18 protein-coding genes are annotated in these 22,264 nt (G+C 62.1%); 16 read left to right on the top strand and 2 right to left on the bottom strand.

The genetic code is table 11. The features are described from left to right. Positions 1 to 40 precede the first annotated feature (40 nt). From ACJO3T_RS10400 to pdxJ, 11 genes are all read left to right on the top strand, one after another. Positions 41 to 1,060, top strand: coding sequence for a MucB/RseB C-terminal domain-containing protein (locus tag ACJO3T_RS10400; protein ID WP_406978444.1), 1,020 nt, complete (start codon positions 41 to 43; stop codon positions 1,058 to 1,060). 10 nt (positions 1,061 to 1,070) lie between these two features. Next, a complete protein-coding gene (locus ACJO3T_RS10395) occupies positions 1,071 to 1,514 on the top strand; it encodes a SoxR reducing system RseC family protein (RefSeq protein ID WP_406964163.1) in 444 nt (147 codons plus the stop codon). 146 nt (positions 1,515 to 1,660) lie between these two features. Further along, positions 1,661 to 3,094: a DegQ family serine endoprotease gene (locus ACJO3T_RS10390; protein WP_406978443.1), complete on the top strand. Its 1,434-nt coding sequence runs from the start codon at positions 1,661 to 1,663 to the stop codon at positions 3,092 to 3,094. A gap of 271 nt (positions 3,095 to 3,365) precedes the next feature. Then, positions 3,366 to 6,089 (top strand): bifunctional diguanylate cyclase/phosphodiesterase, encoded by a 2,724-nt coding sequence (locus ACJO3T_RS10385; protein ID WP_406964165.1) that lies wholly within the window; start codon positions 3,366 to 3,368, stop codon positions 6,087 to 6,089. 213 nt (positions 6,090 to 6,302) lie between these two features. Beyond that, entirely contained in the window at positions 6,303 to 8,105 is a 1,803-nt protein-coding gene (gene lepA, locus ACJO3T_RS10380) for a translation elongation factor 4 (RefSeq protein WP_406964166.1), read from the top strand. Positions 8,106 to 8,116: 11 nt separating this feature from the next. Next, positions 8,117 to 8,953 (top strand): signal peptidase I, encoded by an 837-nt coding sequence (gene lepB, locus ACJO3T_RS10375; RefSeq protein ID WP_406964167.1) that lies wholly within the window; start codon positions 8,117 to 8,119, stop codon positions 8,951 to 8,953. Positions 8,954 to 8,992: 39 nt separating this feature from the next. Continuing rightward, the gene (locus ACJO3T_RS10370; RefSeq protein WP_406964168.1) at positions 8,993 to 9,367 is read left to right on the top strand and encodes a DUF4845 domain-containing protein; all 375 of its coding nucleotides are present in this window, start codon (positions 8,993 to 8,995) and stop codon (positions 9,365 to 9,367) included. Beyond that, positions 9,364 to 10,056: a ribonuclease III gene (gene rnc, locus ACJO3T_RS10365; protein ID WP_406964169.1), complete on the top strand. Its 693-nt coding sequence runs from the start codon at positions 9,364 to 9,366 to the stop codon at positions 10,054 to 10,056. The genes ACJO3T_RS10370 and rnc overlap by 4 nt, the downstream gene beginning before the upstream one ends. Continuing rightward, on the top strand, positions 10,053 to 10,970 hold the full coding sequence (gene era / locus ACJO3T_RS10360; RefSeq protein ID WP_406964170.1) for a GTPase Era: 918 nt from the start codon (positions 10,053 to 10,055) through the stop codon (positions 10,968 to 10,970). Before rnc ends, era begins: the two co-directional genes overlap by 4 nt. A gap of 7 nt (positions 10,971 to 10,977) precedes the next feature. Then, complete coding sequence (gene recO, locus ACJO3T_RS10355) at positions 10,978 to 11,697, top strand: DNA repair protein RecO (RefSeq protein ID WP_406964171.1); 720 nt, start codon at positions 10,978 to 10,980, stop codon at positions 11,695 to 11,697. A 13-nt stretch (positions 11,698 to 11,710) separates the two neighbouring features. Beyond that, a complete protein-coding gene (gene pdxJ / locus ACJO3T_RS10350) occupies positions 11,711 to 12,445 on the top strand; it encodes a pyridoxine 5'-phosphate synthase (protein WP_406964172.1) in 735 nt (244 codons plus the stop codon). A gap of 190 nt (positions 12,446 to 12,635) precedes the next feature. On the opposite strand, the gene ACJO3T_RS10345 is transcribed toward pdxJ, so the two are convergent. Beyond that, positions 12,636 to 15,527: an ATP-binding protein gene (locus ACJO3T_RS10345; protein ID WP_406964173.1), complete on the bottom strand. Its 2,892-nt coding sequence runs from the start codon at positions 15,525 to 15,527 to the stop codon at positions 12,636 to 12,638. A 480-nt stretch (positions 15,528 to 16,007) separates the two neighbouring features. Here ACJO3T_RS10345 and cysM point away from each other — a divergent pair, with 480 nt between their 5' ends. The 5 genes from cysM to ACJO3T_RS10320 all read left to right on the top strand — a co-directional run bounded on the left by cysM (position 16,008) and on the right by ACJO3T_RS10320 (position 21,920). Continuing rightward, on the top strand, positions 16,008 to 16,901 hold the full coding sequence (gene cysM / locus ACJO3T_RS10340; protein ID WP_406964174.1) for a cysteine synthase CysM: 894 nt from the start codon (positions 16,008 to 16,010) through the stop codon (positions 16,899 to 16,901). Between the two features lie 28 nt (positions 16,902 to 16,929). Next, the gene (rlmD, locus tag ACJO3T_RS10335) at positions 16,930 to 18,261 is read left to right on the top strand and encodes a 23S rRNA (uracil(1939)-C(5))-methyltransferase RlmD (RefSeq protein ID WP_406978442.1); all 1,332 of its coding nucleotides are present in this window, start codon (positions 16,930 to 16,932) and stop codon (positions 18,259 to 18,261) included. A gap of 42 nt (positions 18,262 to 18,303) precedes the next feature. Continuing rightward, positions 18,304 to 20,541: a GTP diphosphokinase gene (relA, locus tag ACJO3T_RS10330; RefSeq protein ID WP_406964176.1), complete on the top strand. Its 2,238-nt coding sequence runs from the start codon at positions 18,304 to 18,306 to the stop codon at positions 20,539 to 20,541. Beyond that, positions 20,538 to 21,383 carry a nucleoside triphosphate pyrophosphohydrolase gene (gene mazG / locus ACJO3T_RS10325; protein ID WP_406978441.1) on the top strand — a complete coding sequence of 282 codons (846 nt, stop codon included), beginning with the start codon at positions 20,538 to 20,540 and terminating at the stop codon, positions 21,381 to 21,383. Before relA ends, mazG begins: the two co-directional genes overlap by 4 nt. A gap of 192 nt (positions 21,384 to 21,575) precedes the next feature. Next, complete coding sequence (locus tag ACJO3T_RS10320; protein ID WP_328185410.1) at positions 21,576 to 21,920, top strand: pilin assembly protein; 345 nt, start codon at positions 21,576 to 21,578, stop codon at positions 21,918 to 21,920. A gap of 82 nt (positions 21,921 to 22,002) precedes the next feature. On the opposite strand, the gene ACJO3T_RS10315 is transcribed toward ACJO3T_RS10320, so the two are convergent. Continuing rightward, positions 22,003 to 22,230 carry a hypothetical protein gene (locus tag ACJO3T_RS10315; RefSeq protein ID WP_406964178.1) on the bottom strand — a complete coding sequence of 76 codons (228 nt, stop codon included), beginning with the start codon at positions 22,228 to 22,230 and terminating at the stop codon, positions 22,003 to 22,005. Positions 22,231 to 22,264 lie beyond the last annotated feature (34 nt).

The raw sequence follows: 22,264 nt of genomic DNA, 5'->3' as shown, positions 1-22,264 counted from the left end.
TCTGTCTGACTGGCAGTTGCACTATTCAGAGGGGAGTGTCTTGAAACTACGCGCCCGGGTTGCAGCGCATACCGCGATCATGATGGTGCTGGCGGTTACCATGCTTGCCGCCTGGCCCGTGCGGGGGGCTGAACAGGAAACCGCGGACGCCTGGCTGTTGAAGCTGGGGCCGGCCCTGAACATGACCACCTACCGGGGGATCTTTGTCTACTCCCGTGGCGATCAGGTCAGTTCCATGATGATTGCCCACCGTTACCGGGATGGCCGGGTGGAGGAGCGCCTGGTACAGCAGGACGGGGCTAATGGCGAGATCCTGCGTCGGGGTAACCAGGTGCTTTGCGTATTACCGGAGCATGGCCGCATCCATCTTGACCAGGTGATTCCTTCCGGCCCCTTCGGCGAGGCGTTCGCCAGCCAGCGGGTGCCGGTGGGGGCCTGGTATCAGCCGGAACTGCTGGGTGACGACCGCATTGCCGGTTATCCCACCGTGGTGATCGGTCTGCAGCCCCGGGACGAGCACCGGTACGGCTACCGTCTGTGGATGGAGAAGCACACCGGCCTGTTGCTCAAGAGCCATGTGCGCCAGGATGGGGACGTCCTCGAACACTTCCAGTTCACCATGCTGGAGATCACCAACGAGTTGCCCGATTCGGAGTTCGTGATTGAGTCCGGCGTTGAGGTCAAGGAAGTCACTCCGGACCTGCCGATGTCGGATAAGCCCGGCGAAATGGATGGCTGGACCCTGGGCTGGAAGCCGGAGGGATTCATGCCGGCGGCGGCTCCCCGCACGGACCGGGGCCAGGCGGTGGCGTTTTCCGACGGCCTCGCCACCTTCTCGGTGTTTGTTGAGCCTGCCAGCGGCGTGGACATGCCCCAGGGAGCGTCCCGTGTCGGGGCGACCACAATCTACATGCATTATGCCAATCCGGGCCCGGAGGATGCCCGGGAACGGTTCCTGATCACGGTGGTGGGTGAGATTCCGCCCCGCACGGCGATGCGAGTGGCGCAATCGGTCACTGTGGATGACAGTAACGCCCTGGCGCGAACACTGATGGACTGATGGGGCGAGCATGATTCACGAAACCGGCACGGTGATCTCCGTCAGCGGCAATGAAGCCTGGGTGCAGACCATTCGCGAGAGTGCCTGCCAGTCCTGCAGTGCCCGTCATGGCTGCGGCCAGAAGGCCCTGGCCACCATGAGTGGCGGGCAGTCGCGACAGATCCGTGTGTTCAACACCCTGGACGCCCGCCCTGGCGACCAGGTGACCGTGGCTATCGAGGAGTCGGCGCTGCTCAGGGCCTCGCTGCTGGTTTATGCGGTTCCCCTGGTATTGATGATCGTGGCTACTGGGTTGGCCGGCGCCCTGCTGCCCGGCAGAGACGGGCTGGCAATACTCGCCGCCCTGGTGGGGTTGGGCGGTGGCCTGTGGCTCGCACGATGGGTCTCGCACCGGCACGCCGCTCGCTGGCAGCCGGTCATGGGGAGGGTGATTCCCCTGGAGTCGGGGCACTGACCTGTACAGTTTTTAATTTGAAACGGTTCGACGTCATCACCAGATATTTCGGGTCGCTGAAATGGCATCGAGCGGCAGGATCATCCCGCCGCACGGCATGTTTTCAGGGGCCGGTTGTGTAGAAACGGCAAGTTAAGGGAGCCTCCATGACAAGACAGTTTCAACCTGGCCAGCGCGCCTGGCTGCCATCCGTTTTACTCCTTCTGGTCGCATCGCTACTGACACTGACGGCCCAGTCCGCTGCCGCACGTTCGCTGCCGGATTTTACCGGGCTGGTGGAGGAAAACTCAGCCGCCGTGGTGAACATCAGCACCGTGTCCGAACCGGACCCGAGGCGTCAGCAATCACCGTTCAGCGACCGTGAACTGGAACAGATGCCGGACTTCTTCCAGCGGTTCTTCGGCGGACCACAGTCCCCCTATGGCGGTCCGTCGCAGCCTCGCCGTTCCATGGGTTCCGGTTTCATCGTGTCTGAAGATGGTTATGTGCTCACTAACAACCACGTGGTCGAGGGGGCAGATGAGATCATGGTCCGCCTGAACGACCGGCGGGAGTTGCAGGCGGAGGTGATTGGTACCGATCCGCGTTCGGACATGGCAGTGCTCAAGATCGAGGACGAGGAACCCCTGCCGGTGGTCAAGATTGGCGAATCCTCCGGGCTGAAACCGGGGCAGTGGGTCTTCGCCATCGGCTCACCCTTCGGTTTCGACTACACTGTCACTTCCGGCATTATCAGTGCCATTGGCCGGTCGCTGCCCAGCGAGAATTATGTGCCCTTTATCCAGACAGATGTGGCCATCAACCCGGGCAACTCTGGCGGACCGCTGTTCAACATGGATGGCGAGGTCATTGGTATCAATTCCCAGATCTATACCCGGTCAGGTGGTTTTATGGGCGTGTCCTTCGCCATTCCCATCGATGACGCCATGAACGTGTTCCGCCAGATCCGGGATGAGGGCAGCGTTGCCCGGGGCTGGCTGGGTGTGCTGATCCAGGAGGTGAACCGTGACCTGGCCGAATCGTTCGGGCTCAGCCGTCCGCGGGGTGCGCTGATTGCCGAAGTGATGCCGGATTCGCCGGCCCAGCAGGCCGGCCTGGAGGCCGGGGACATCGTGTTGTCCTATGAAGGTGAATCCATCGAACGCTCATCGGACCTGCCGCCCATGGTCGGTCGAACACCGGTCGGTGACGACGCGGAACTGACAATCCTTCGCCAGGGCGAGCGGCAGACCATTGACGTGGAAATCGGACGCCTGCCGGAAGAGGAGGGTGCCGATGATAGCCGGGGTGAGCCATCAGGCTCTGCCGGTGGTCCCCTGGGCATGCAGGTCGAACCCTTGCCGGACCAATTGGCCAGTCGCCTGGATATCCCCGGTGGGGTGCTGGTGACCGGTGTTGGGCGCGGTCCGGCCTTCCAGGCGGGTATCCGTCGAAATGACGTGATCACCGAACTCAACCGTCAGCTGGTGACCAACCTGGAAACATTCCGCGATGTGGTGAAGGATCTGCCGGACGACCGTGCGGTGTCGGTGCGGATCATTCGCGAGGGTCGTGCAACCTATCTGGTCATGCGCCCCTGATTGCCGGACAGATCCCGGACCAGGATCGGAAAAACCGCCAGCTGTGAAACAGTTGGCGGTTTTTCTGTCTCTGGCGAACTGTTTCGCTGACGGCTTTTCTGATAGCTTTACCTGTTGGCAATAACGACACGAGTGTCCGGTTCCAGGGCATTTACTGGCGTTTTTGTTACATTTTCGCCACACTGGCATATGTATGGAGTTGCTCCGGGACGGGTCTTCCCGGACACTCCGCCGGCTTTACCAGGGACATGGCCAGGGAACGGATCCGGACATGATCAATAAGAAGGACATTGCGCTCAAAGATCTCCTGCGCCCCCAATATTCCCGCATGGCGTGGCTGGTGCTGGTGATTGCCCTTGGCGTGACCGTTGCCCTGTGGGTGCTGTCCATGCGCCTGGTGGAAGACCGCACCGAGAGCCGCTTCAACACCCAGTCCCTCCAGCTCAAAACCGCCATAGAAGACCGCCTGCTCAACTACGAACAGGTACTGGCAGGCAGTGCCGGTCTGCTATCCGTGGCGGGCGAGATCAGCCGCGAGGAATGGCACACCTACATCGACAAGGTCAATATCGACCGTTACTACCCCGGTATCCAGGGTATCGGTGTCACCCGCCGTATTGGCATCAATGAGTTGCGGGGGCATCTGGATGAACTCCATGCCGAGGGGTTTGAGGACTATGTGGTCCGGCCCCGGGGGCTGAGGGAAGAGTTCCACCCCATCGTCTACCTGGAACCCGCCACCGAGCGTAATCGCCGGGCGTTCGGCTATGATGCCTACCAGGATGATATTCACCGGCAGGCCATGGAGCGGGCCCGTGACACCGCCCGTCCGGTAGTCACGGGCAAGGTGGTGCTGGTTCAGGAGGAACTGGCGGAGGACCAGGCGGGGTTCCTGATGTACTACCCGGTCTACCATGGCGGTCAGGTGCCGGCCTCCCTCGGAGAACGTCGTATCCTGCTCAAGGGGTTCGTGTTCAGTGCCTTTCGCACCAACAACCTGCTCGATGGTATTGTCGGCCTGATTGCGCCGTTCCTGGATGTGCGTATCTATGATGGCAGCATAGGGCGGGAAACCCAGATGTATGGCTCCAACCTGGGGTCCCTGGACGAGGATTTCAGCTTCGAGAAGTCCCAGAAGATCGAATATGGCGGGCGTACCTGGGTGATCCAGACCCGTTCGACACCGGCCTTTGATTTCCTGGCGTCTGATCCGCGTCCGGCTATTGTCATGGCGTCGGGCATTATGGTCAGCCTGTTGCTGTTTGCCTTCGCGCTGGCGCTGATACGCTCCCGGTTGCTGGCCCAGATGAGTGCCGGTCGCTACCGGGCCATCACAGAGGGTGCCAGCAACATCACCCTGGTGATGAACCAGCAGGGGCGGCCCACCTACGTCAGTCCGTCCTGCTACACCATCCTGGGTTATGACCCGGAGGAGGCCCGTGGCATACCTTCGGAATCCCGGGTCCACAGCGACGACTGGCCTAGGCTGCAGGCCGGGTTCCGGGCCGCCCTGGAGAAGCCGGGTGAGCAGATGCCGGTCACCCGCGCCCGGGTACGTGACGCCTCCGGTGAGTGGCGTGAGATGGAAGGCTCGTTCACCTCCATGCTGGGGGTGCCGGGAGTGGAAGGCGTGGTGTTGAGTCTGCGTGACCTGACCCAGTTGCGCACCGCCCAGTCCGAGCTGCATCGCCTGGCGTTCTATGATCCACTGACGGGGCTGGCCAATCGCCAGTTGTTCCGGGATCGGCTGGCCCATGTGGTCCGTCGCAGTCGCCGCAGCGATGAGCCGGCGGCACTGATGTTCCTGGACCTGGATGGCTTCAAGCGTATCAACGACACCCTGGGTCACGATTCCGGTGACCAGTTGCTGGAGCACGTGGCCCGGTGGCTGACCGGCTGTGTCCGGGAAGAGGACTCCGTTGCCCGCCTCGGGGGCGATGAATTTGTGGTGCTGCTGTCGAGGATCAGCGGTCCCGACGCCGCCGCCAAGGTGGCGGAGACCATCCTGCGACGCCTGTGTCAGCGCGTGCGCCTGAACGAGCATGACGTGGGAATCACGGTCAGTATCGGGGTCGCGATGATCCCCTACGACAGTGAGGACCCGGGCGTGCTCATGAAGTACGCGGACCTGGCGATGTACCGGGCCAAGGAGCGGGGGCGTAACAACTACCAGTTCTTCACTCCGGCACTGAATCTGCAGGCGGCACGTCGGCTGCTGCAGCAGGAAGAACTCACCAATGCCTTGGATGAGGACCGCTTTGTCCTGCATTACCAGCCCAAGGTCGACCTGGCGGAGCAGCGGGTGGTCGGGGTTGAGGCCTTCCTGCGCTGGCAGCACCCGGAACGGGGGCTGGTGTCCGCCCACCAGTTTATCCGCCTGGCCGAAGAGTCCGGTCTGATTGTCCGCCTGGGCGAAATGGCCCTGCGGCAGGCCTGCATCCAGATCCAGGCCCTGGAGCGGGCGGGCTTTGAGCGGCTGCAGGTGGCGGTAAACCTGTCCGTAAGACAGGTGACCGATCCCGGCTTCCTGGACCTGTTCCGCCGCGTCATCACCGAAACCGGCGTGGTACCGGAACGGCTGGAGCTTGAGTTGCCTGCTTCCCTGCTCAACGAGGACCCCAAGGGGCTGCGGGTGTTGCTGGGGGCGCTCCACGATACCGGCGCCCGGCTTATCCTGGATGACTTCGGCAGCGGTGCCTGCTCCCTGGCGGCCCTGCAGCAGTTACCCCTGGATGCAGTGAAGATCGATGACCGCTTCATTCGGGATATCCCCTACAATGCCAACGCCACCGACGTGGCTTCCGCAGTGATTGCCCTGGCCCACAAGTTGCGACTGACCGTGGTGGCGGAGGGAGTGGAGACCCCGCACCAATTGCAGTTCCTGGAGAAGGCCGGCTGCGCCCAGTGCCAGGGCAACCTGTTCAGCTATCCCCTGGATGAGGATTCCCTGATCAGTTTCCTGGTCAACCAGTATGAAAGGGCATTGATCCCATGACGCGGTTATATCCCATGACTCGGTTATTGCGGGTACTGGTTGGCGGTTCGCTGATGGTAATAAGGCCCCACAACCGGTAAAATCCCGCCTTTGCAATTGTCGGCCCGTGTGCCGGCACCGGCACTGAAATTCTCCACCGGGGCTCCTCCCGCCGGATTTTCGTCCGGGGCCGGGTTCCGGGTGACGACGTCTTCTACGGGTAACCATTTGTCTGTGACTGAACTGAGCCGCATCCGCAACTTCTCGATCATCGCCCACATCGACCATGGCAAGTCCACACTCGCAGACCGCTTTATCCAGGTCTGCGGCGGCCTCACCGACCGTGAAATGGCGGAGCAGGTGCTGGATTCCATGGACCTTGAGCGGGAACGGGGCATTACCATCAAGGCCCAGAGCGTTACCCTGAACTACAAGGCCCGGGACGGGGTGGAGTACAAGCTCAACTTCATCGATACCCCCGGCCATGTGGACTTTTCCTACGAGGTATCCCGATCCCTGTTCGCCTGTGAGGGCGCATTGCTGGTGGTGGATGCCGGGCAGGGCGTGGAGGCCCAGTCCGTGGCCAACTGCTATACAGCCATCGAGCAGGGTCTGGAAGTGGTGCCGGTACTGAACAAGATGGACCTGCCCCAGGCGGAGCCGGACCGGGTATCCCAGGAGATCGAGGACATCATCGGCATCGAGGCCACCGATGCGGTGCGCTGCAGCGCCAAGAGCGGCCTGGGCGTGGAAGACGTGCTGGAAGACCTGATCAAGCGGATTCCGCCGCCCCAGGGTGAGGAGAACGCACCGCTGCAGGCGCTGATCATTGATTCCTGGTTCGACAACTATCTGGGTGTTGTCTCCCTGGTTCGTGTTCGTCAGGGCGTGCTGCGCAAGGGCGATAAGATCCAGATCAAGTCCACCGGCAAGGCGTGGAACGCGGACAAGGTGGGTATCTTCACGCCGAAGCCCACCGAGACCGGCGAGCTGGGCACCGGTGAGGTTGGCTTCGTGGTGGCCGGCATCAAGGATATTCATGGGGCCCCGGTGGGGGACACCATCGTGTCCCACAAGTATGCGGATGACACCCTGCCGGTACCGGGCTTCAAGAAGGTCAAGCCCCAGGTCTACGCCGGCCTGTTCCCGGTCAGCTCAGATGATTACGAGGAATTCCGCGACGCCCTGTCCAAGCTGACGCTCAACGATGCCTCGCTGTTCTTCGAGCCGGAAAACTCCGACGCGCTCGGTTTTGGTTTCCGGTGCGGCTTCCTGGGTATGCTCCATATGGAAATCATCCAGGAGCGGCTGGAGCGAGAATACAATATCGACCTGATCACCACTGCGCCCACCGTGGTTTACGAGGTGGTGACCCGCAATGGCGATACGGTCAGTGTTTCCAATCCGTCCAGCCTGCCCGACATTGGCTCCATTGAGGAAATGCGTGAGCCCATCGTGGAAGCCAGCATCCTGGTGCCCCAGGAGCACCTGGGCAACGTGATTGCCCTGTGCGAGGAAAAGCGCGGTGTGCAGACCAATATGCTGTTCCTGGCGAACCAGGTGCAACTGACCTACGAACTCCCCATGGCGGAAGTGGTGCTCGATTTCTTCGACCGCATCAAATCCGCCAGCCGTGGTTTCGCCTCGCTGGACTACCACTTCAAGCGTTTCCAGGCGGCCAATCTGGTGCGGCTGGACGTGATGATCAACGGCGAACGGGTGGATGCCCTGGCGTTGATCGTCCATCGGGAGCAATCCCATTACCGGGGACGTGCGCTGATCGACAAGATGAAGGAGCTGATTCCCCGGCAGATGTTCGATATTGCCATCCAGGCCGCCATCGGTAACCAGATCGTCGCCCGGGTGACGGTCAAGGCCCTGCGTAAGAACGTAACCGCCAAGTGCTACGGTGGCGACGTCAGTCGTAAGAAGAAGCTGCTCCAGAAGCAGAAGGAAGGCAAGAAGCGCATGAAGCAGCTTGGTAACGTTGAGGTACCCCAGGAAGCCTTCCTGGCGGTGCTGAAAGTGGACAACTAGGGTTCTACTGAATGGACATAAACTTTCCGCTGATCCTGGTCGTACTGACCTTTGCCACCGGCATTATCTGGCTGGGCGACCGGCTGTTCCTCAGGCCGCGTCGGGAAGCCGCCTGGCAGGAGTCCGGTGGTGTGGTGGCCGCCGGCGGAAGCGATGCACCGGAGGGCTCCGCCCCGACCGTGGATGAGGACGAGCAGGCCGGCCCCCCGGAACCCTACCTGGTGGACCTCAGCCGTTCATTCTTCCCGGTACTGGCCATTGTCCTGGTGTTGCGGTCGTTCCTGGTGGAACCCTTCCAGATTCCTTCCGGCTCGATGCTGCCGACCCTGGAGGTGGGGGATTTCATCCTGGTGAACAAGTACGCCTATGGCCTGCGCCTGCCGGTGCTGGGCACCGAGATTGTCGAGATCGGTGATCCTGAGCGGGGTGACATCATGGTGTTCCGTTTCCCGGAAGACGGCAAGACCAACTACATCAAGCGGGTGGTGGGCCTGCCGGGCGACCGCATCCGCTATCGCGACAAGACCCTCACCATCAACGGCGAGGAGGTTCCCACCCGTTTCGTGGCCCACTTGCCGCCGTTTGAAATGCTGGAAGAGCAGCTCGGGGATGTGGAACACAACATCTATCGCAACCTGGGCAGCCGGGGTGGCGCCGGTGAGGGTGAATGGATTGTTCCGGATGGGCACTACTTCATGATGGGAGACAACCGGGATAACAGTAATGACAGCCGTTTTTGGGGTATGGTTCCGGATGAGATGGTGGTTGGCAAGGCATTCCTGATCTGGATGCAGTGGCCATCACTGACCAGCCTGCCTTCATTCGACCGGGTGGGCACCATCGACTGATGGGCGAATGAGTCGCCGTTTTTTATGAGGTACGTGCGTATGAAAACTCCATTCCACCAGCGTGGCGCGTCCACCGTGGGCATCCTGATTGCCGTGCTGTTCTTCGCCAGCTTACTGACCCTGGTGATCAAGTTGGGGCCGGCCTATCTTGATGACTACACTGTGAAGGGGGCCCTGGAGGGTCTCGACGGCGAAGAGGGGCTGTCCGAGATGACGCCCGCCGATGTCCGGCGCCTGGTCACCAAGCGCCTGAGCGTGAACAACGTGGATGGCTTCGATGCCAAGGAAATCAACATCGAAAAGGACGGTGACCTGGTGATCATCAGCCTGGACTACGAGGTTCGCACCCATGTGGTGTCCAATGTGGATGCCGTGATCAACTTCAGTCATTTCTATGAGCTGAGAGGACAGTGATAAACCAACCCGACCTGGACCGATTACAGCGCCGCATTGGTTATACCTTCCACGACCCGGAACTGCTGATGCTGGCGCTGACCCATCGCAGCTTTGGTAACCAGAACAACGAGCGGCTGGAGTTCCTGGGTGACTCGCTGGTCAACATGATCATTGCCGAGCACCTGTATCACCACTTCGAGCGGGCCCGGGAAGGTCAGCTCAGTCGCCTGCGGGCGCGGATGGTGAAAGGGGTGACGCTGGCGGAGATTGGCCGCGAGTTCGAGCTGGGCCAGTACCTGAGGCTCGGGTCGGGGGAAAAGAAAAGCGGCGGTTTCCGGCGGGACTCCATCCTTGCCGATGCGGTGGAATCCATCATCGGGGCCATCTACCTGGACAGCGGTTTCGACACCTGCCGGCAGCAGGTGCTGCACTGGTTCGAAAAACGCCTCCAGCGCCTCGATATCCAGGATACCCAGAAGGACCCCAAGACCCGCCTGCAGGAATACCTTCAGTCCCGGCAGTTCCCGCTGCCGCGCTATGACGTGATATCCGTGGATGGCGAAGCCCACGCCCAGACCTTCCATGTGTCCTGTGCGTTACCGTCCCTGGACCGCCAGACCACCGGCGTGGGCAGCAGCCGGCGGATCGCCGAACAGCAGGCGGCCCGCGCCGCCCTTCAGCAACTGGGCGTGGAGACGAACGAATGACGGATATGACCCGGCCTGATGATCCCGACAGCCGCTGCGGCTTCGTGGCCATCGTCGGCCGCCCCAATGTGGGCAAATCCACGCTGCTGAACCATATCCTGGGCCAGAAACTCAGCATCACCTCACGCAAGCCCCAGACCACCCGGCACCAGATCCTCGGTATCAAGTCCGAGGGGGCGGTACAGGCGATCTATGTGGACACCCCGGGCATGCACGAAGAGGAGCCCCGGGCCCTGAACCGGTATATGAACCGGGCTGCCTCATCGGCACTGAAACATGTGGATGTGGTGGTGTTCGTGGTGGATCGTCACCACTGGACCCCGGCGGATGAGATGGTGCTGCAGAAGCTGACGCACCTGAAATGCCCGGTGATCCTGGCGGTCAACAAGGTGGACCAGGTGGAGAAGCGGGAAACCCTGCTGCCGGTGCTGGAAAAGCTGGCGGCCAAACGGGACTTTGCCGAGATCATTCCTCTGTCCGCCCTGAAGGACCAGAACCTGGAACCACTGGAAGAGGCGGTGGCCCGCTTCCTGCCGCAAAGCGTCCATTTCTATCCGGATGACCAGATCACCGACCGCAGCGAGCGGTTTGTCGCCGCCGAAATGGTGCGGGAGAAGATTACCCGTCAGTTGGGGGCGGAACTGCCGTACTCGGTAGCGGTGGAAATCGAGGAATTCAAGCACGATGGCAAGACCCTGCACATTGCCGCGCTGATCCTGGTGGAGCGGGAAGGGCAGAAGAAGATTGTCATTGGTGACAAGGGCGAGCGTCTGCGCCGGATCGGCCAGGAGGCCCGGGCCGATATGGAACGGATGTTCGACTGCAAGGTGATGCTCCGACTCTGGGTCAAGGTCAAACGCGGCTGGGCCGATAGTGACCGGGCGCTCAAGAGCCTGGGCATGAACGACGGCTGAGGCCGTCATGCAGGTAAGCCAGGAACCCGCCTACGTTCTCCACCGGCGACCCTATCGGGAAACCAGTCTGCTGGTGGACCTGTTCACGCTGAATCATGGCAAGGTGGGCGTTATCGCCCGTGGCGCCAACAGCACCCGCAGTGCCATGAAAGCCCAGTTGCAGCCGTTCCAGCCCCTGCTGGTGGACTGGACCGGTCGATCGGACTTGAAGACCCTGACCCACGCGGACAACCGTCCAGGTGTGCAACTCGGCCATGGCAAGGGGCTCTACAGCGGTTTCTACCTGAACGAACTGCTCCAGAAGCTGCTCTCCCCGTTCGATCCCGCCCAGGACCTGTTCGCCGCCTACCTGGATGCCCTGGAAGCCCTGTCCACCGCCGGTGACCAGGTGGAGCCGGTGCTGCGTCGTTTCGAAATGCGCCTGGCGGAGGGACTGGGATACGGTTTTGACTGGGGGCTTGCCATGGACAGCGGCGAACCGGTGCAGCCCGGCGGTCGCTACTGCTATGATCCCCAGCATGGCATCCTTGCCGGACCAGGGGACCATGCCCGTCTCACGGGGCTGCCTGGCGAGGCATTGCTGAAACTGGCGGCGGGAAACCTGGAGGAGGCGGATGCCCGACGCACCGCCAAGCAGGTGATGCGGGCGCTGACGGATTTCCTGTTACAGGGCAAGCCGCTGAATAGCCGGGCGCTGTTCGCCGGCGGACGTTCCACTGACTATTGAGGGGCATTGATAGATGAAAGATCGCGTATTGCTGGGTGTGAATGTGGACCATGTGGCCACCCTGCGCCAGGCCCGTGGCACCCGTTTCCCGGACCCGGTCCAGGCAGCCATGGTGGCCGAGGAGGCGGGCGCCGATGGCATCACCATCCACCCCCGGGAGGACCGCCGTCACATCCAGGACCGGGATGTGCTGTTGATGCGTCAGACCCTCAATACCCGTATGAACCTGGAAATGGCGGTGACAGACGCCATGCTGGCCTTTGCCGAGAATGTCCGCCCACAGTGTGTCTGCCTGGTGCCGGAGAAGCGCGAGGAACTGACCACCGAGGGGGGGCTGGATGTGGCCGGCAATGAGGATCGGGTCGCCCGGGCCTGCGAACGTCTGGCGAAGATTGGTGCGGAAGTATCGCTGTTTATCGACCCGGACCCCGAACAGATCGACGCGGCGGTGCGCTGCGGCGCCCCGGTGATCGAGTTACACACCGGTGAGTACGCCGAGGCGGATACTCCGGCGGAGCAGTCCCACACCCTGGAGACCCTGAAGCAGGCAGTGGAGTACGCCCGCCGCAAGGGGCTGGTGGTCAACGCCGGCCATGGCCTGAACTACCACAATACCCTGGCGGTGGCGGCCATTCCCGGGATCAATGAGCTGAACATTGGCCATGCGATTATTGCACGGTCTATTTTTACCGGGCTGAAAGATGCTGTTCGGGATATGCGGGTGATTCTGGACCAGGCCCGGGCCTGAGGTTTCTGGAGTCAGGTCGAGGGGTGGGGGTGCCTTTCTTCCGGAAAACGTCAAACTCGCTTCGCTCAGACAACGTTTCCCTGCAGAAAGGCTCCCCCACCCCTCGGCCCCGGGCAATTGAGCAAGCCTAAAGGGTGACTGCCGAAGGTCGCCCAAGTTCTGGAGGCATAGGGCCAGAAATCACAAACCATCAAACGGGATTCAGATGATCACTGTTGCGGAACAGTGCCAGCCAGTCCGTCTCGTTTCCCCAGATTTCCAGCCGCTCCATGGCCGCCAGCAGGTTGTCGCGCAGGGCCTCCATGTCCTCCGAGCGCCGTTTGATGGCGGTCTCGAACTGTTCCGAGGCGTCCCGCAGTTCCGGCACCCCGCAGTAGCGGGTGGCGCCATGCAGTTTGTGCACGCATTCCAGCACTGCCTCGTAATCCTCCTCTGACCATTTCGCCCTGATGGTCTCCTGGTCCGGCCGGAGCTGCTCCAGCAACATGCTGAACAGCTCTTCCGCCAGATCCGGCTTGCCAGCGGCCAGGCGGATGCTCTCCTCCACATCCACCACCGGTTTCTGGCGGCGACGGGTAGAAGGGCGCAGTGGCCGCCGGGTGTCGCGGAATTCAGCGACACCACGGGTTTCCTCCTCCTCCGGCTGTTCCGGGGGGTGGTAGCCGGTGAAATCGGACAGGGTTTCCATGAGCTGGCTACTGTTGACCGGCTTCGCCAGGTAACCGTCGAAGCCCTGTTGCATCAACCGTTCCTGCTCGTCCGCCAGGGCGTGGGCGGTCAGCGCGATAATGGCGGTGCGGTGATGGTTGTTGTCCAGTCCCCGCAGCCGGGCGGTGGTTTCCACGCCGTCCATACCCGGCATCTGCAGGTCCATGAAGATGGCGTCAAAGCTCTGGTTGCGGGCCTTGCTCAGGGCCTCGAAGCCGCTGGCCGCACCCTCGGCGGCAATGCCGCAATCCTTCAGGAGCGTCAGTACCAGCTTCAGGTTGGCCTCGTTGTCGTCTACCGCCATCACCCTCGGCAGGTTCGAGGCGGCACCACCGGGTGGCGGCAGGGCGCCTTTCGTCCGCTCCCGGGGGCTCCGCTCGTTGCGGGTCTCAATGCCGTGGACCAGCATCAGCAACTCATCATACAGCGGCTCGCGACAGATGGGTTTGATCATGTGGCTGCTGGCCATCCCGGTGAGGATGGTATCGTGGGACTCCAGGGTCGGTGTCAGCAGCAGTGTGCGGCAGTCCCGGTCTACCTCCAGGCTGCGGATCAGTTCCCGGTACTGGCTGGAATTGAGCAGGTGCCGGGTAATTCCCACAATGGCCACGGCGTAGCCGGACTGCTTCTGCTGGGCCTCTTCCACATGCTCCAGCACCTCCACCGGGGAGTTGACCCGGGTAACGTCGATGCCCCAGTCCCGGAGGATGTGTTCCACCGCCAGGCCAGTGGTCTTCTGCTGTTCCAGATAGATGATCCGTTCGCCGCGAAGGGCATCGTGGGGCAGGGGCGCCTCGGTGCCCGTGGACAGTTCGGTGGTCAGGGTGAACCAGAAGGTGGAGCCCTTGCCCAGTTCGCTCTCCAGGCCGATATTGCCGCCCATTTCCTCCACCAGGCGCTTGGAGATCACCAGCCCGAGGCCGGTGCCGCCGTACTGGCGGGCGGTGGAGGCGTCCGCCTGGCTGAAGGCGTTGAACAGCGACTGCTGCTGGGCACGGGACAGGCCGACGCCGGAGTCGGAAATGCTGATGCGCAGGGTGACCTCGTTGTTCTCCGTGTCTTCCTCTTCCAGGCTGGCCCGCAGCACCACCTCGCCGGTCTGGGTGAACTTGATGGCGTTGTTTACCAGGTTGGTGATCACCTGCTTCACCCGCAGCGGGTCGCCCATCATGTTGTTGGGCACATCGGCGTAGACCAGGTGCACCAGGTCCAGGTTCTTGCCATGGGCCGCCGGCGCCAGCATCACCATGACCTCCTCCACGATCTCCCGCAGGTGGAAGGGCACCCGGTCGAGGATCAGCTTGCCGGCCTCGATCTTGGAGAAGTCCAGGATGTCGTTGATGATGGTCAGCAGGATTTCCGAGGACTTGCGGATGGTGTTCAGATGTTCCGCCTGCTGCTTCTGCAGTGGCCCCTTCAGCAGCAACTCGGTAAAACCGATGATGCCGTTCAGCGGCGTGCGGATCTCGTGGGACATGTTGGCCAGGAATTCCGACTTGATGCGGCTGGCTTCCAGGGCGTCCTTGCGGGCGAAATCCAGTTCGATGTTCTGGATCTCAATGGTTTCCAGGGTTTCCCGCAGGTCCTCGGTGGCCTGGTCGATGTTCTGCTGCATCTCCGCCTGGGCCTTGCTCAGCTCTGCCGCCATGTCGTTCAGGCCGGATTCCAGTTGTTCGAACTCCGGACCCGCGCTGGTGTAGACACGGGTATCCAGGTGGCCTTCCTTGAGGCGGGCCACGGCTCGGTTGAGTTCGAACACCGGGTGGGTGAAGGACCGGCTCAGGCGCAGGGCGATGGCCAGGCTGAGCAGCACGCCGGCCACAATCACCAGCAGGGAAATAAACAGTGCCTTCCAGGTTTCCTTCTCGGTGCGCACGTGGGACATTTCCACAGCAGCCCAGCCGATGGGTTCCATATCGTCGGAGGCCGTGGTGGCTCCCGACTCAAGGTCCAGCAGGTTGTCCAGCATCAGGTCCTGCAGGTAGACCGGCGACATGAATACCGTGGTGTCCGAGGCTGTCCAGCGGGCCACCGACGAGCCGTCCGGGAACTGGTCCGGCGTTTTAAAGCTGGTGGCCGGGCCGGTGTGAAGCAGCCGCTCCCGGCGGGCGTTGTAGAAGGTGATGGAGCGCACGTCCTGCTCTTCCAGCAGGGCGTTGGACAGGCTGCTCAACAGGCTGCGGTTGGAGGTGAACATGCCGTACTCGGCAGCCGCGGATAACTGGCGGGACAGGGAATCGCCCCGGTCGTCCAGCAACTGGTTGATGTTCTGCACCCAGCTCCAGGAGAAGAACACCCCTAGCAGGACGGTGGTAACCAGGGTGGGAACCAGCGTTACCACCAGGACTTTTTTGCGAATACCCCAACGACGCATACGTCTGTGCCTACCCCTTGTCCGATCCCTGGTTTATGGTCACCCGCCGCTGCGACCGCCCCACTTTGGCCCCTTTTGAGCGCTCATTTTCGTTACATAGAACCACTATGCGCCTCAAATGACCGTCAAAATGGCCTCAAAGTGGGACGCTCTCGCCAAGCGCGATTTCGCCTGCCGGTCCTTGGCGTTCCCACCCTGAAGTGGCCGGCCGCTTTTTTCTTATAGCCCACGGCAATGGTTATAGCGGGAACCTGTATTGGGCGAGTTGCCTGGTTATGCGTATGATGTGCACCCTGGTGCCCCTGCACGTTAACGAACCAGCCAGGTGGGGCAACAGGACCATCGAAACCGTCCTGACAATCTGTTGAACTTAACAACCTGTTGAACTTAACAACTCAAAACTGTCTCAAAAACGCCTCAAGTGTAACATAAGCGTTTTGAAAAGCTGTGCAGCCCATCTCGACGAGGAGCACCCACGCCATGCATTTCCCCACCATCGAGGACTACGTCGGCCATACCCCGCTGGTCCGGTTGCAGAGACTGCCCGGTGATACCAGCAATGTCATCCTGGCCAAGCTGGAGGGCAATAATCCTGCCGGTTCGGTCAAGGACCGCCCCGCCATCAGCATGATCCAGGAGGCGGAACAGCGGGGGGATATCCGGCCGGGGGATACCCTGATCGAGGCCACCAGTGGCAACACCGGTATCGCGCTGGCCATGGCAGCGGCCATCAAGGGGTACCGCATGAAGCTGATCATGCCCGCCAACATGAGCGAGGAACGCCGGGCCTCCATGCGGGCCTATGGTGCCGAGATCATTACCGTATCGAAGGAGGAGGGCATGGAAGGCGCCCGCGACCTGGCGTCCCGCATGCAGGAACAGGGGGAAGGGCTGGTACTCGACCAGTTTGCAAACCAGGACAACCCGCTGTCCCACTACCGGACCACAGGGCCGGAGATCTGGGAACAGACCCAGGGCCATATCACCCACTTCGTCAGCTCCATGGGCACCACCGGCACCATCATGGGCGTGTCCCGGTACCTGAAGGAATGCAACCCGGATATCCGCATCATCGGCCTGCAACCGAAGGAAGGCTCGTCCATCCCCGGTATCCGCCGCTGGCCCGAGGAATACCTGCCGAAGATCTACGATGCCTCACGGGTGGACGAGGTGCTGGATGTCAGCCAGGAGGATGCCGAGAACACCATGCGGGCCCTGGCCCGGGAAGAGGGTATCTTCTGCGGAGTGTCTTCCGGCGGGTCCATCGCGGCCGCCCTCAAGCTGTCGGAGCAGGTTGAAAACGCGGTGATCGTGGCCATTATCTGTGACCGTGGCGACCGCTATCTCTCCACCGGGGTGTTTCCGGGCGCCTGACTGTATTTTCCTACCAGAGACATTGTGTATGAGTCGTAGACGCAGGAAACCCCTGCCCAGGGAACCGCTGCCGTGTGCCATTGAGGCGTTCAGTCACGATGGGCGCGGCATCGCCCGCGAGGAGGGCAAGACCCGATTCGTGGACGGTGCCCTGCCCGGCGAGCGGGTGATGGCGAAGATGATCTCCACCCGCAGCAAGTTTGATGAGCTGCGTACCGAAGAGGTGCTGGAGGCGTCACCGGAGCGGACCGAACCGCCCTGTGATTTCGCCGACCTCTGTGGCGGCTGCAGCCTGCAGCACATGGCGCCGGATGCCCAGATCCGGTTCAAGGAGAACACCCTGCGGGAACACTTTGCCCATTTCGGGGGCATCGAGCCGGAGCAGTGGATCGAGCCCATGCGCTCGCCCTCCCTGGGCTATCGCCGCAAGGCGCGGCTGGGGGTGCGGTTCGTGGCCAAGCGGGATTCGGTGCTGGTGGGTTTCCGGGAGAAGCGCAACAGCTTCCTGGCGGACATCAACCGCTGCGTGGTGCTGGACCCTCGCATCGGTGACCGCATTGACGACCTTCGTGTCCTGCTCTATGGGCTGGAGGCCTACCAGCACATCGCCCAGGTGGAAGTGGCCTGTGGCGACGATGACGCCGCCATGATTTTCCGCAACATGATTCCCCTGAGCGAATCGGATCGCGAGGCGCTGGTGGCATTCGGCAAGGCCCATGACTTGCATATCTACCTGCAGCCGAAGGGGCCGGATACGGTCCACCGGATCTGGCCGGACGGCGGCGAGGAACGGTTGAGCTACCGGCTGCCGGAATTCGACCTGACCATGAGCTTCCATCCCATGGATTTCACCCAGGTCAATGCTGACATCAACCAGCGCATGGTACACCGGGCCATCGAGTGGCTGGATGTGCAGCCTGGCGAGCGGGTGCTGGATCTGTTCTGCGGCCTGGGCAACTTCACCCTGCCACTGGCCCGCAAGGCCGGCCAGGTGGTAGGCGTGGAAGGCGACGATGCCATGGTGGTACGGGGGCGGGAAAATGCTGAACGCAACGGGCTGGACAATGTCACCTTCCACGGCGCCAACCTGCAGGGGGACTTCACCCGTGAGAGCTGGGCCTCGGAGGGCTTTGATCGCATCCTGATTGATCCGCCCCGGTCCGGCGCCCAGGAGATCTGTGAGCACCTGACTGCTTTCGGTGCCCGGAGAATCGTCTATGTTTCCTGCAACCCCGCCACCCTGGCACGGGATGCGGGGGTGATCGTCAGCAAGGGGTATCGCCTGAAGCAGGCGGGTGTGATGGATATGTTCCCCCACACCACCCATGTGGAGTCCATCGCGCTGTTCGAGAGGGACTGACCAGCGGCGGGCTTTTGTTCGGACACAAACGGCAGCAATAGCATGGTAAAAGTACGGGAAGACTACGCGGTTACCGCGGACGGACAGGTGGATATCGAAGGCTGGGTACGCCATATCGCGGCCCAGACCCGCCTGGAGAACCCGGACCAGTTCCGCAGGGCCTGTGAGCTCAGTGCCGAGATCGACCGCCGTGCCGTGCAGGAAGACCGCCTCTGGGCCCCTGGCGCCAGCAGTTTCCGGACTGGCATCGAGATGGCCCAGGTGCTGGTGGAGCTGCACCTGGACCAGGCCAGCCTGGTGGCCGCCATCCTCTACCGGGCGGTCCGGGAGGGTCGTATTGGTCTGGAGGAGATCCAGAAAGAGTTCGGCGACGAAGTGGCCGGCCTGATCGAGGGCGTGGCCCAGATGGCTGCCATTTCCGCTATCCATCACCCCCTCAAGGGCAATGTGCTGGGCCAGACCGAGGGCCAGCTGGACAATGTCCGAAAGATGCTGGTCACCATGATCGACGATGTCCGGGTGGCGCTGATCAAGCTGGCGGAGCGGACCTGCGCCCTGCGGGCGGTGAAGGATACTGCCTACGAGAAACGCATGCGGGTGGCCCGGGAGGTGTTCGACATCTATGCACCGCTGGCGCACCGGCTGGGTATCGGTCACATCAAGTGGGAGCTGGAGGATCTGTCCTTCCGTTATCTGCACGAGACCGCCTACAAGAAGATCGCCAAGCAGCTCGACGAGAAGCGACTGGACCGTGAGGGTTACATCCAGAAAGTACTCCGGGAACTGGGGGACGAATTGCGCCGCTCCGGTATCAACGCTGAGCTGTCGGGCCGGGCCAAGCATATCTACAGCATCTGGCGGAAGATGCGGCGCAAGGGCATCGACTTCTCCCAGGTCTACGACGTCCGCGCCGTGCGCCTGCTGGTGCCTGAAATGCGGGACTGCTACGCCGCCCTGGGCATTGTGCATAGCCTCTGGCGGCATATTCCCAACGAGTTCGACGACTACATCGCCAACCCCAAGGAGAACGGTTACCAGTCGCTCCACACCGCCGTGATCGGGCCCGGGGGCAAGGTTATGGAGGTGCAGATCCGCACCCACAAGATGCACGAGGAAGCGGAACTGGGAGTCTGTGCCCACTGGCTCTATAAGGGCACCGATACCGGCAATCGCTCCACCGGCTACGAGGCCAAGATCAACTGGCTGCGCCAGGTGCTGGAGTGGCAGGAGGATCTGGGTGACCTGTCCGGGCTGGAGGACCACCTCACCGGCGATATCGCCTCGGACCGGGTCTACGTGTTCACCCCAGAGGGCCACGTGGTGGACCTGCCCCAGGGGGCCACACCGGTGGACTTTGCCTACCGGGTGCATACCGAGGTGGGGCATGCCTGCCGGGGTGCCCGGGTCAATGGCCGCATCGTGCCGTTGACCTATCCGTTGCAGACCGGGGACCAGGTGTACATCCTCACCTCCAACAACCAGGCGCCGAGCCGGGACTGGCTCAATCCCAGTCTGGGGTACATCCAGACGCCCCGGGCACGGGCGAAGGTCACCCACTGGTTCAAGCAGCAGGACCGGGGCCGGAACATCGCGGACGGGCGGGCGATCCTGGAGGACGAGTTCAAGCGCCTGTCCATCTACGACCTGGACCTGAACGAACTGGCCCGCAAGGTGAACTACCCGGCAGCGGATGACATGTTCGCCGCCATCGGTGCTGGCGACCTGCGTCCCACCCACGTGGCCAACGTCGGCCAGGAGATGCTGGAACCCCGGGAGAAGCAGCTTGACCTCAAGTTGCTGGGCAGCCGCAACCGCAAGTACGACACCGACTCGGACATCCAGATCCGCGGCGTGGGCAAGCTCAAGACCCAGGTGGCCAAGTGCTGCAAGCCGCTGCCCGGGGACGCCATCGGGGGCTATATCACTGTGGGCCGGGGGGTCACCGTGCACCGTCAGGACTGCCTGACCTTTTTGCACCACAAGGAGTACGAGCCCAACCGGATTATCGAGGTCAGCTGGGGTGGACGGCCCGAGGCCACCTATCCGGTGGATATCGAGATCGAGGCCTATGACCGCTACGGCCTGCTGCGGGACATCACCCAGGTGCTGACCGCGTCCCGGAGCAACGTGCTGTCCCTGAACACCCTGTCCAATGTGGACGATAATACCGCCACCATGCTGGTCACCGTGGAAATTCACAGCCTGGAGCAACTGGCCCGGCTGCTGGCCCAGATCCGCAACCTGCCCAACATCATCGAGGTAAGGCGCAAACGGTCATGAATTACAGCATCGAGGACCTGAAGACCCTGATGGCCCGACTGCGGGACCCGGACACCGGCTGCCCCTGGGACACCAAACAGACCTTCCGCACCATCGTGCCCCACACCCTGGAAGAGGCCCATGAAGTGGCTGACACCATCGAGCGGGAGGACTATGCCCACCTGAAGGAGGAGCTGGGGGACCTGTTGTTCCAGGTGATCTTCTATTCGCAACTGGGCCAGGAACAGGATCTGTTCAATTTTGATGCCGTGGTACACACCCTGGTGCGCAAACTGCTGCGCCGGCACCCCCACGTATTCCCCGAAGGCACCCTGGAAAGCCGGGTGGATCCCGACAACCGGCCCACCGATGAATGGATCGCGGCGAGCTGGGAACGGATCAAGGCCGAGGAGCGGGCGGAAAAAGGCGAGACCAGACCCGTGCAACCGGCCAGCCGGCTCGACGACATCCCCGCCTCCCTGCCGGCCCTGACACGGGCGGACAAGCTGCAGCGCCGCGCCTCCCGCCACGGCTTTGACTGGCCGGATATCGAACCGGTGTTCGACAAGCTGCAGGAGGAAATCGCCGAGTTAAAAGTGGCCTGGCAGAACGCTCAGCAGGACCCCGCCGCCCGGGATGAGGTGGAGGATGAGCTGGGCGACCTGATGTTCGTCTGTGTCAACCTGGCGCGGTTCCTGAAGGTTAACCCGGAACAGGCGTTGCGGCGGACCAACCGCAAGTTCGAGGCCCGCTTCCGTGCCATTGAGGGCATACTGCGGGAGCAGGGCAGGGACATGGATGACGAATCCCTGGAGGCCCTCGATGAGATCTGGAACCGCGTCAAGGGTGTGGAGCGCTCGTAAGGCCATGGGCGATCTGATACGCAAAACCCGCAAATAGGTACAAATCTTTACCGATTTCAACGCTTGTATTCTGCACCATTCAACTACACTGCGGGGTAAGGGGAGTTCCCAGGCCAGGGGGCCTGAAACCGGACTCTCCCGCCCTCAGCCACCAATTTGATCGGGCGCAGTCGAAGGCAGGAGTCGAAGCATATGAAGATCCGCGATCTGGTTAGTCATTGGGATAAACACGCCAAGGGTCGTCTGACCCGGGACGCCTATTACGTCAAGCTGGCCGACAGCCACCACGAGGAACTGTCGCGACTTGCTGCCCTCTACCCGATGAAGTCTCCCCAGGACCTGATGCGGGACCTTATTTCCGCCGCCCTTGATGAGCTGGAAACCTCCTTCCCCTACGTGGAAGGCGACAAGGTGGTGGCCTACGACGAAGACGGTTTCGAGATCTACGAGGACGTGGGCCTGACACCCCGGTTCGTGGCCCTGAGCCAGAAGCACATGGAAGATCTCAAGCACCGACAGCTGGTGTCGGTGGCCTGATACCGGCAAGTAGAAGCCGGGGCTCCCCCCCAAGGCTCGCTCAGAACAGCCCCTCTCCCTCCGGAGGGAGAGGGGCTACACCTCAAGACCGCTTCAGCTTCTCCTTCAGCGGCGTACTCTCCGCCAGATCATCCAGCGCCGCGGCAATCATGTCGTTGAGGATATCCGCCTCACTGCGGTCCGGGTACATCTCCGCCAGGGCAGCCACCCGTGCCGCGTCTTCCAGCGGCAGTCTCAGATTGTAGTCATGGGTACGGTCGGCGGGTTTCTTTTCTTCCTGCCAGTGCTTGGGAAGGTCGGTTACTTTCATGGAATCTCCTTTTAACCCCTGGTGTGCCGTTTGG

Source organism: Marinobacter shunpengi, assembly GCF_045449715.1.
Classification (GTDB): Bacteria; Pseudomonadota; Gammaproteobacteria; order Pseudomonadales; family Oleiphilaceae; genus Marinobacter.
Note: the sequence above shows the minus strand (reverse complement) of the source record. Positions and strands in the feature narration are given on the sequence as shown.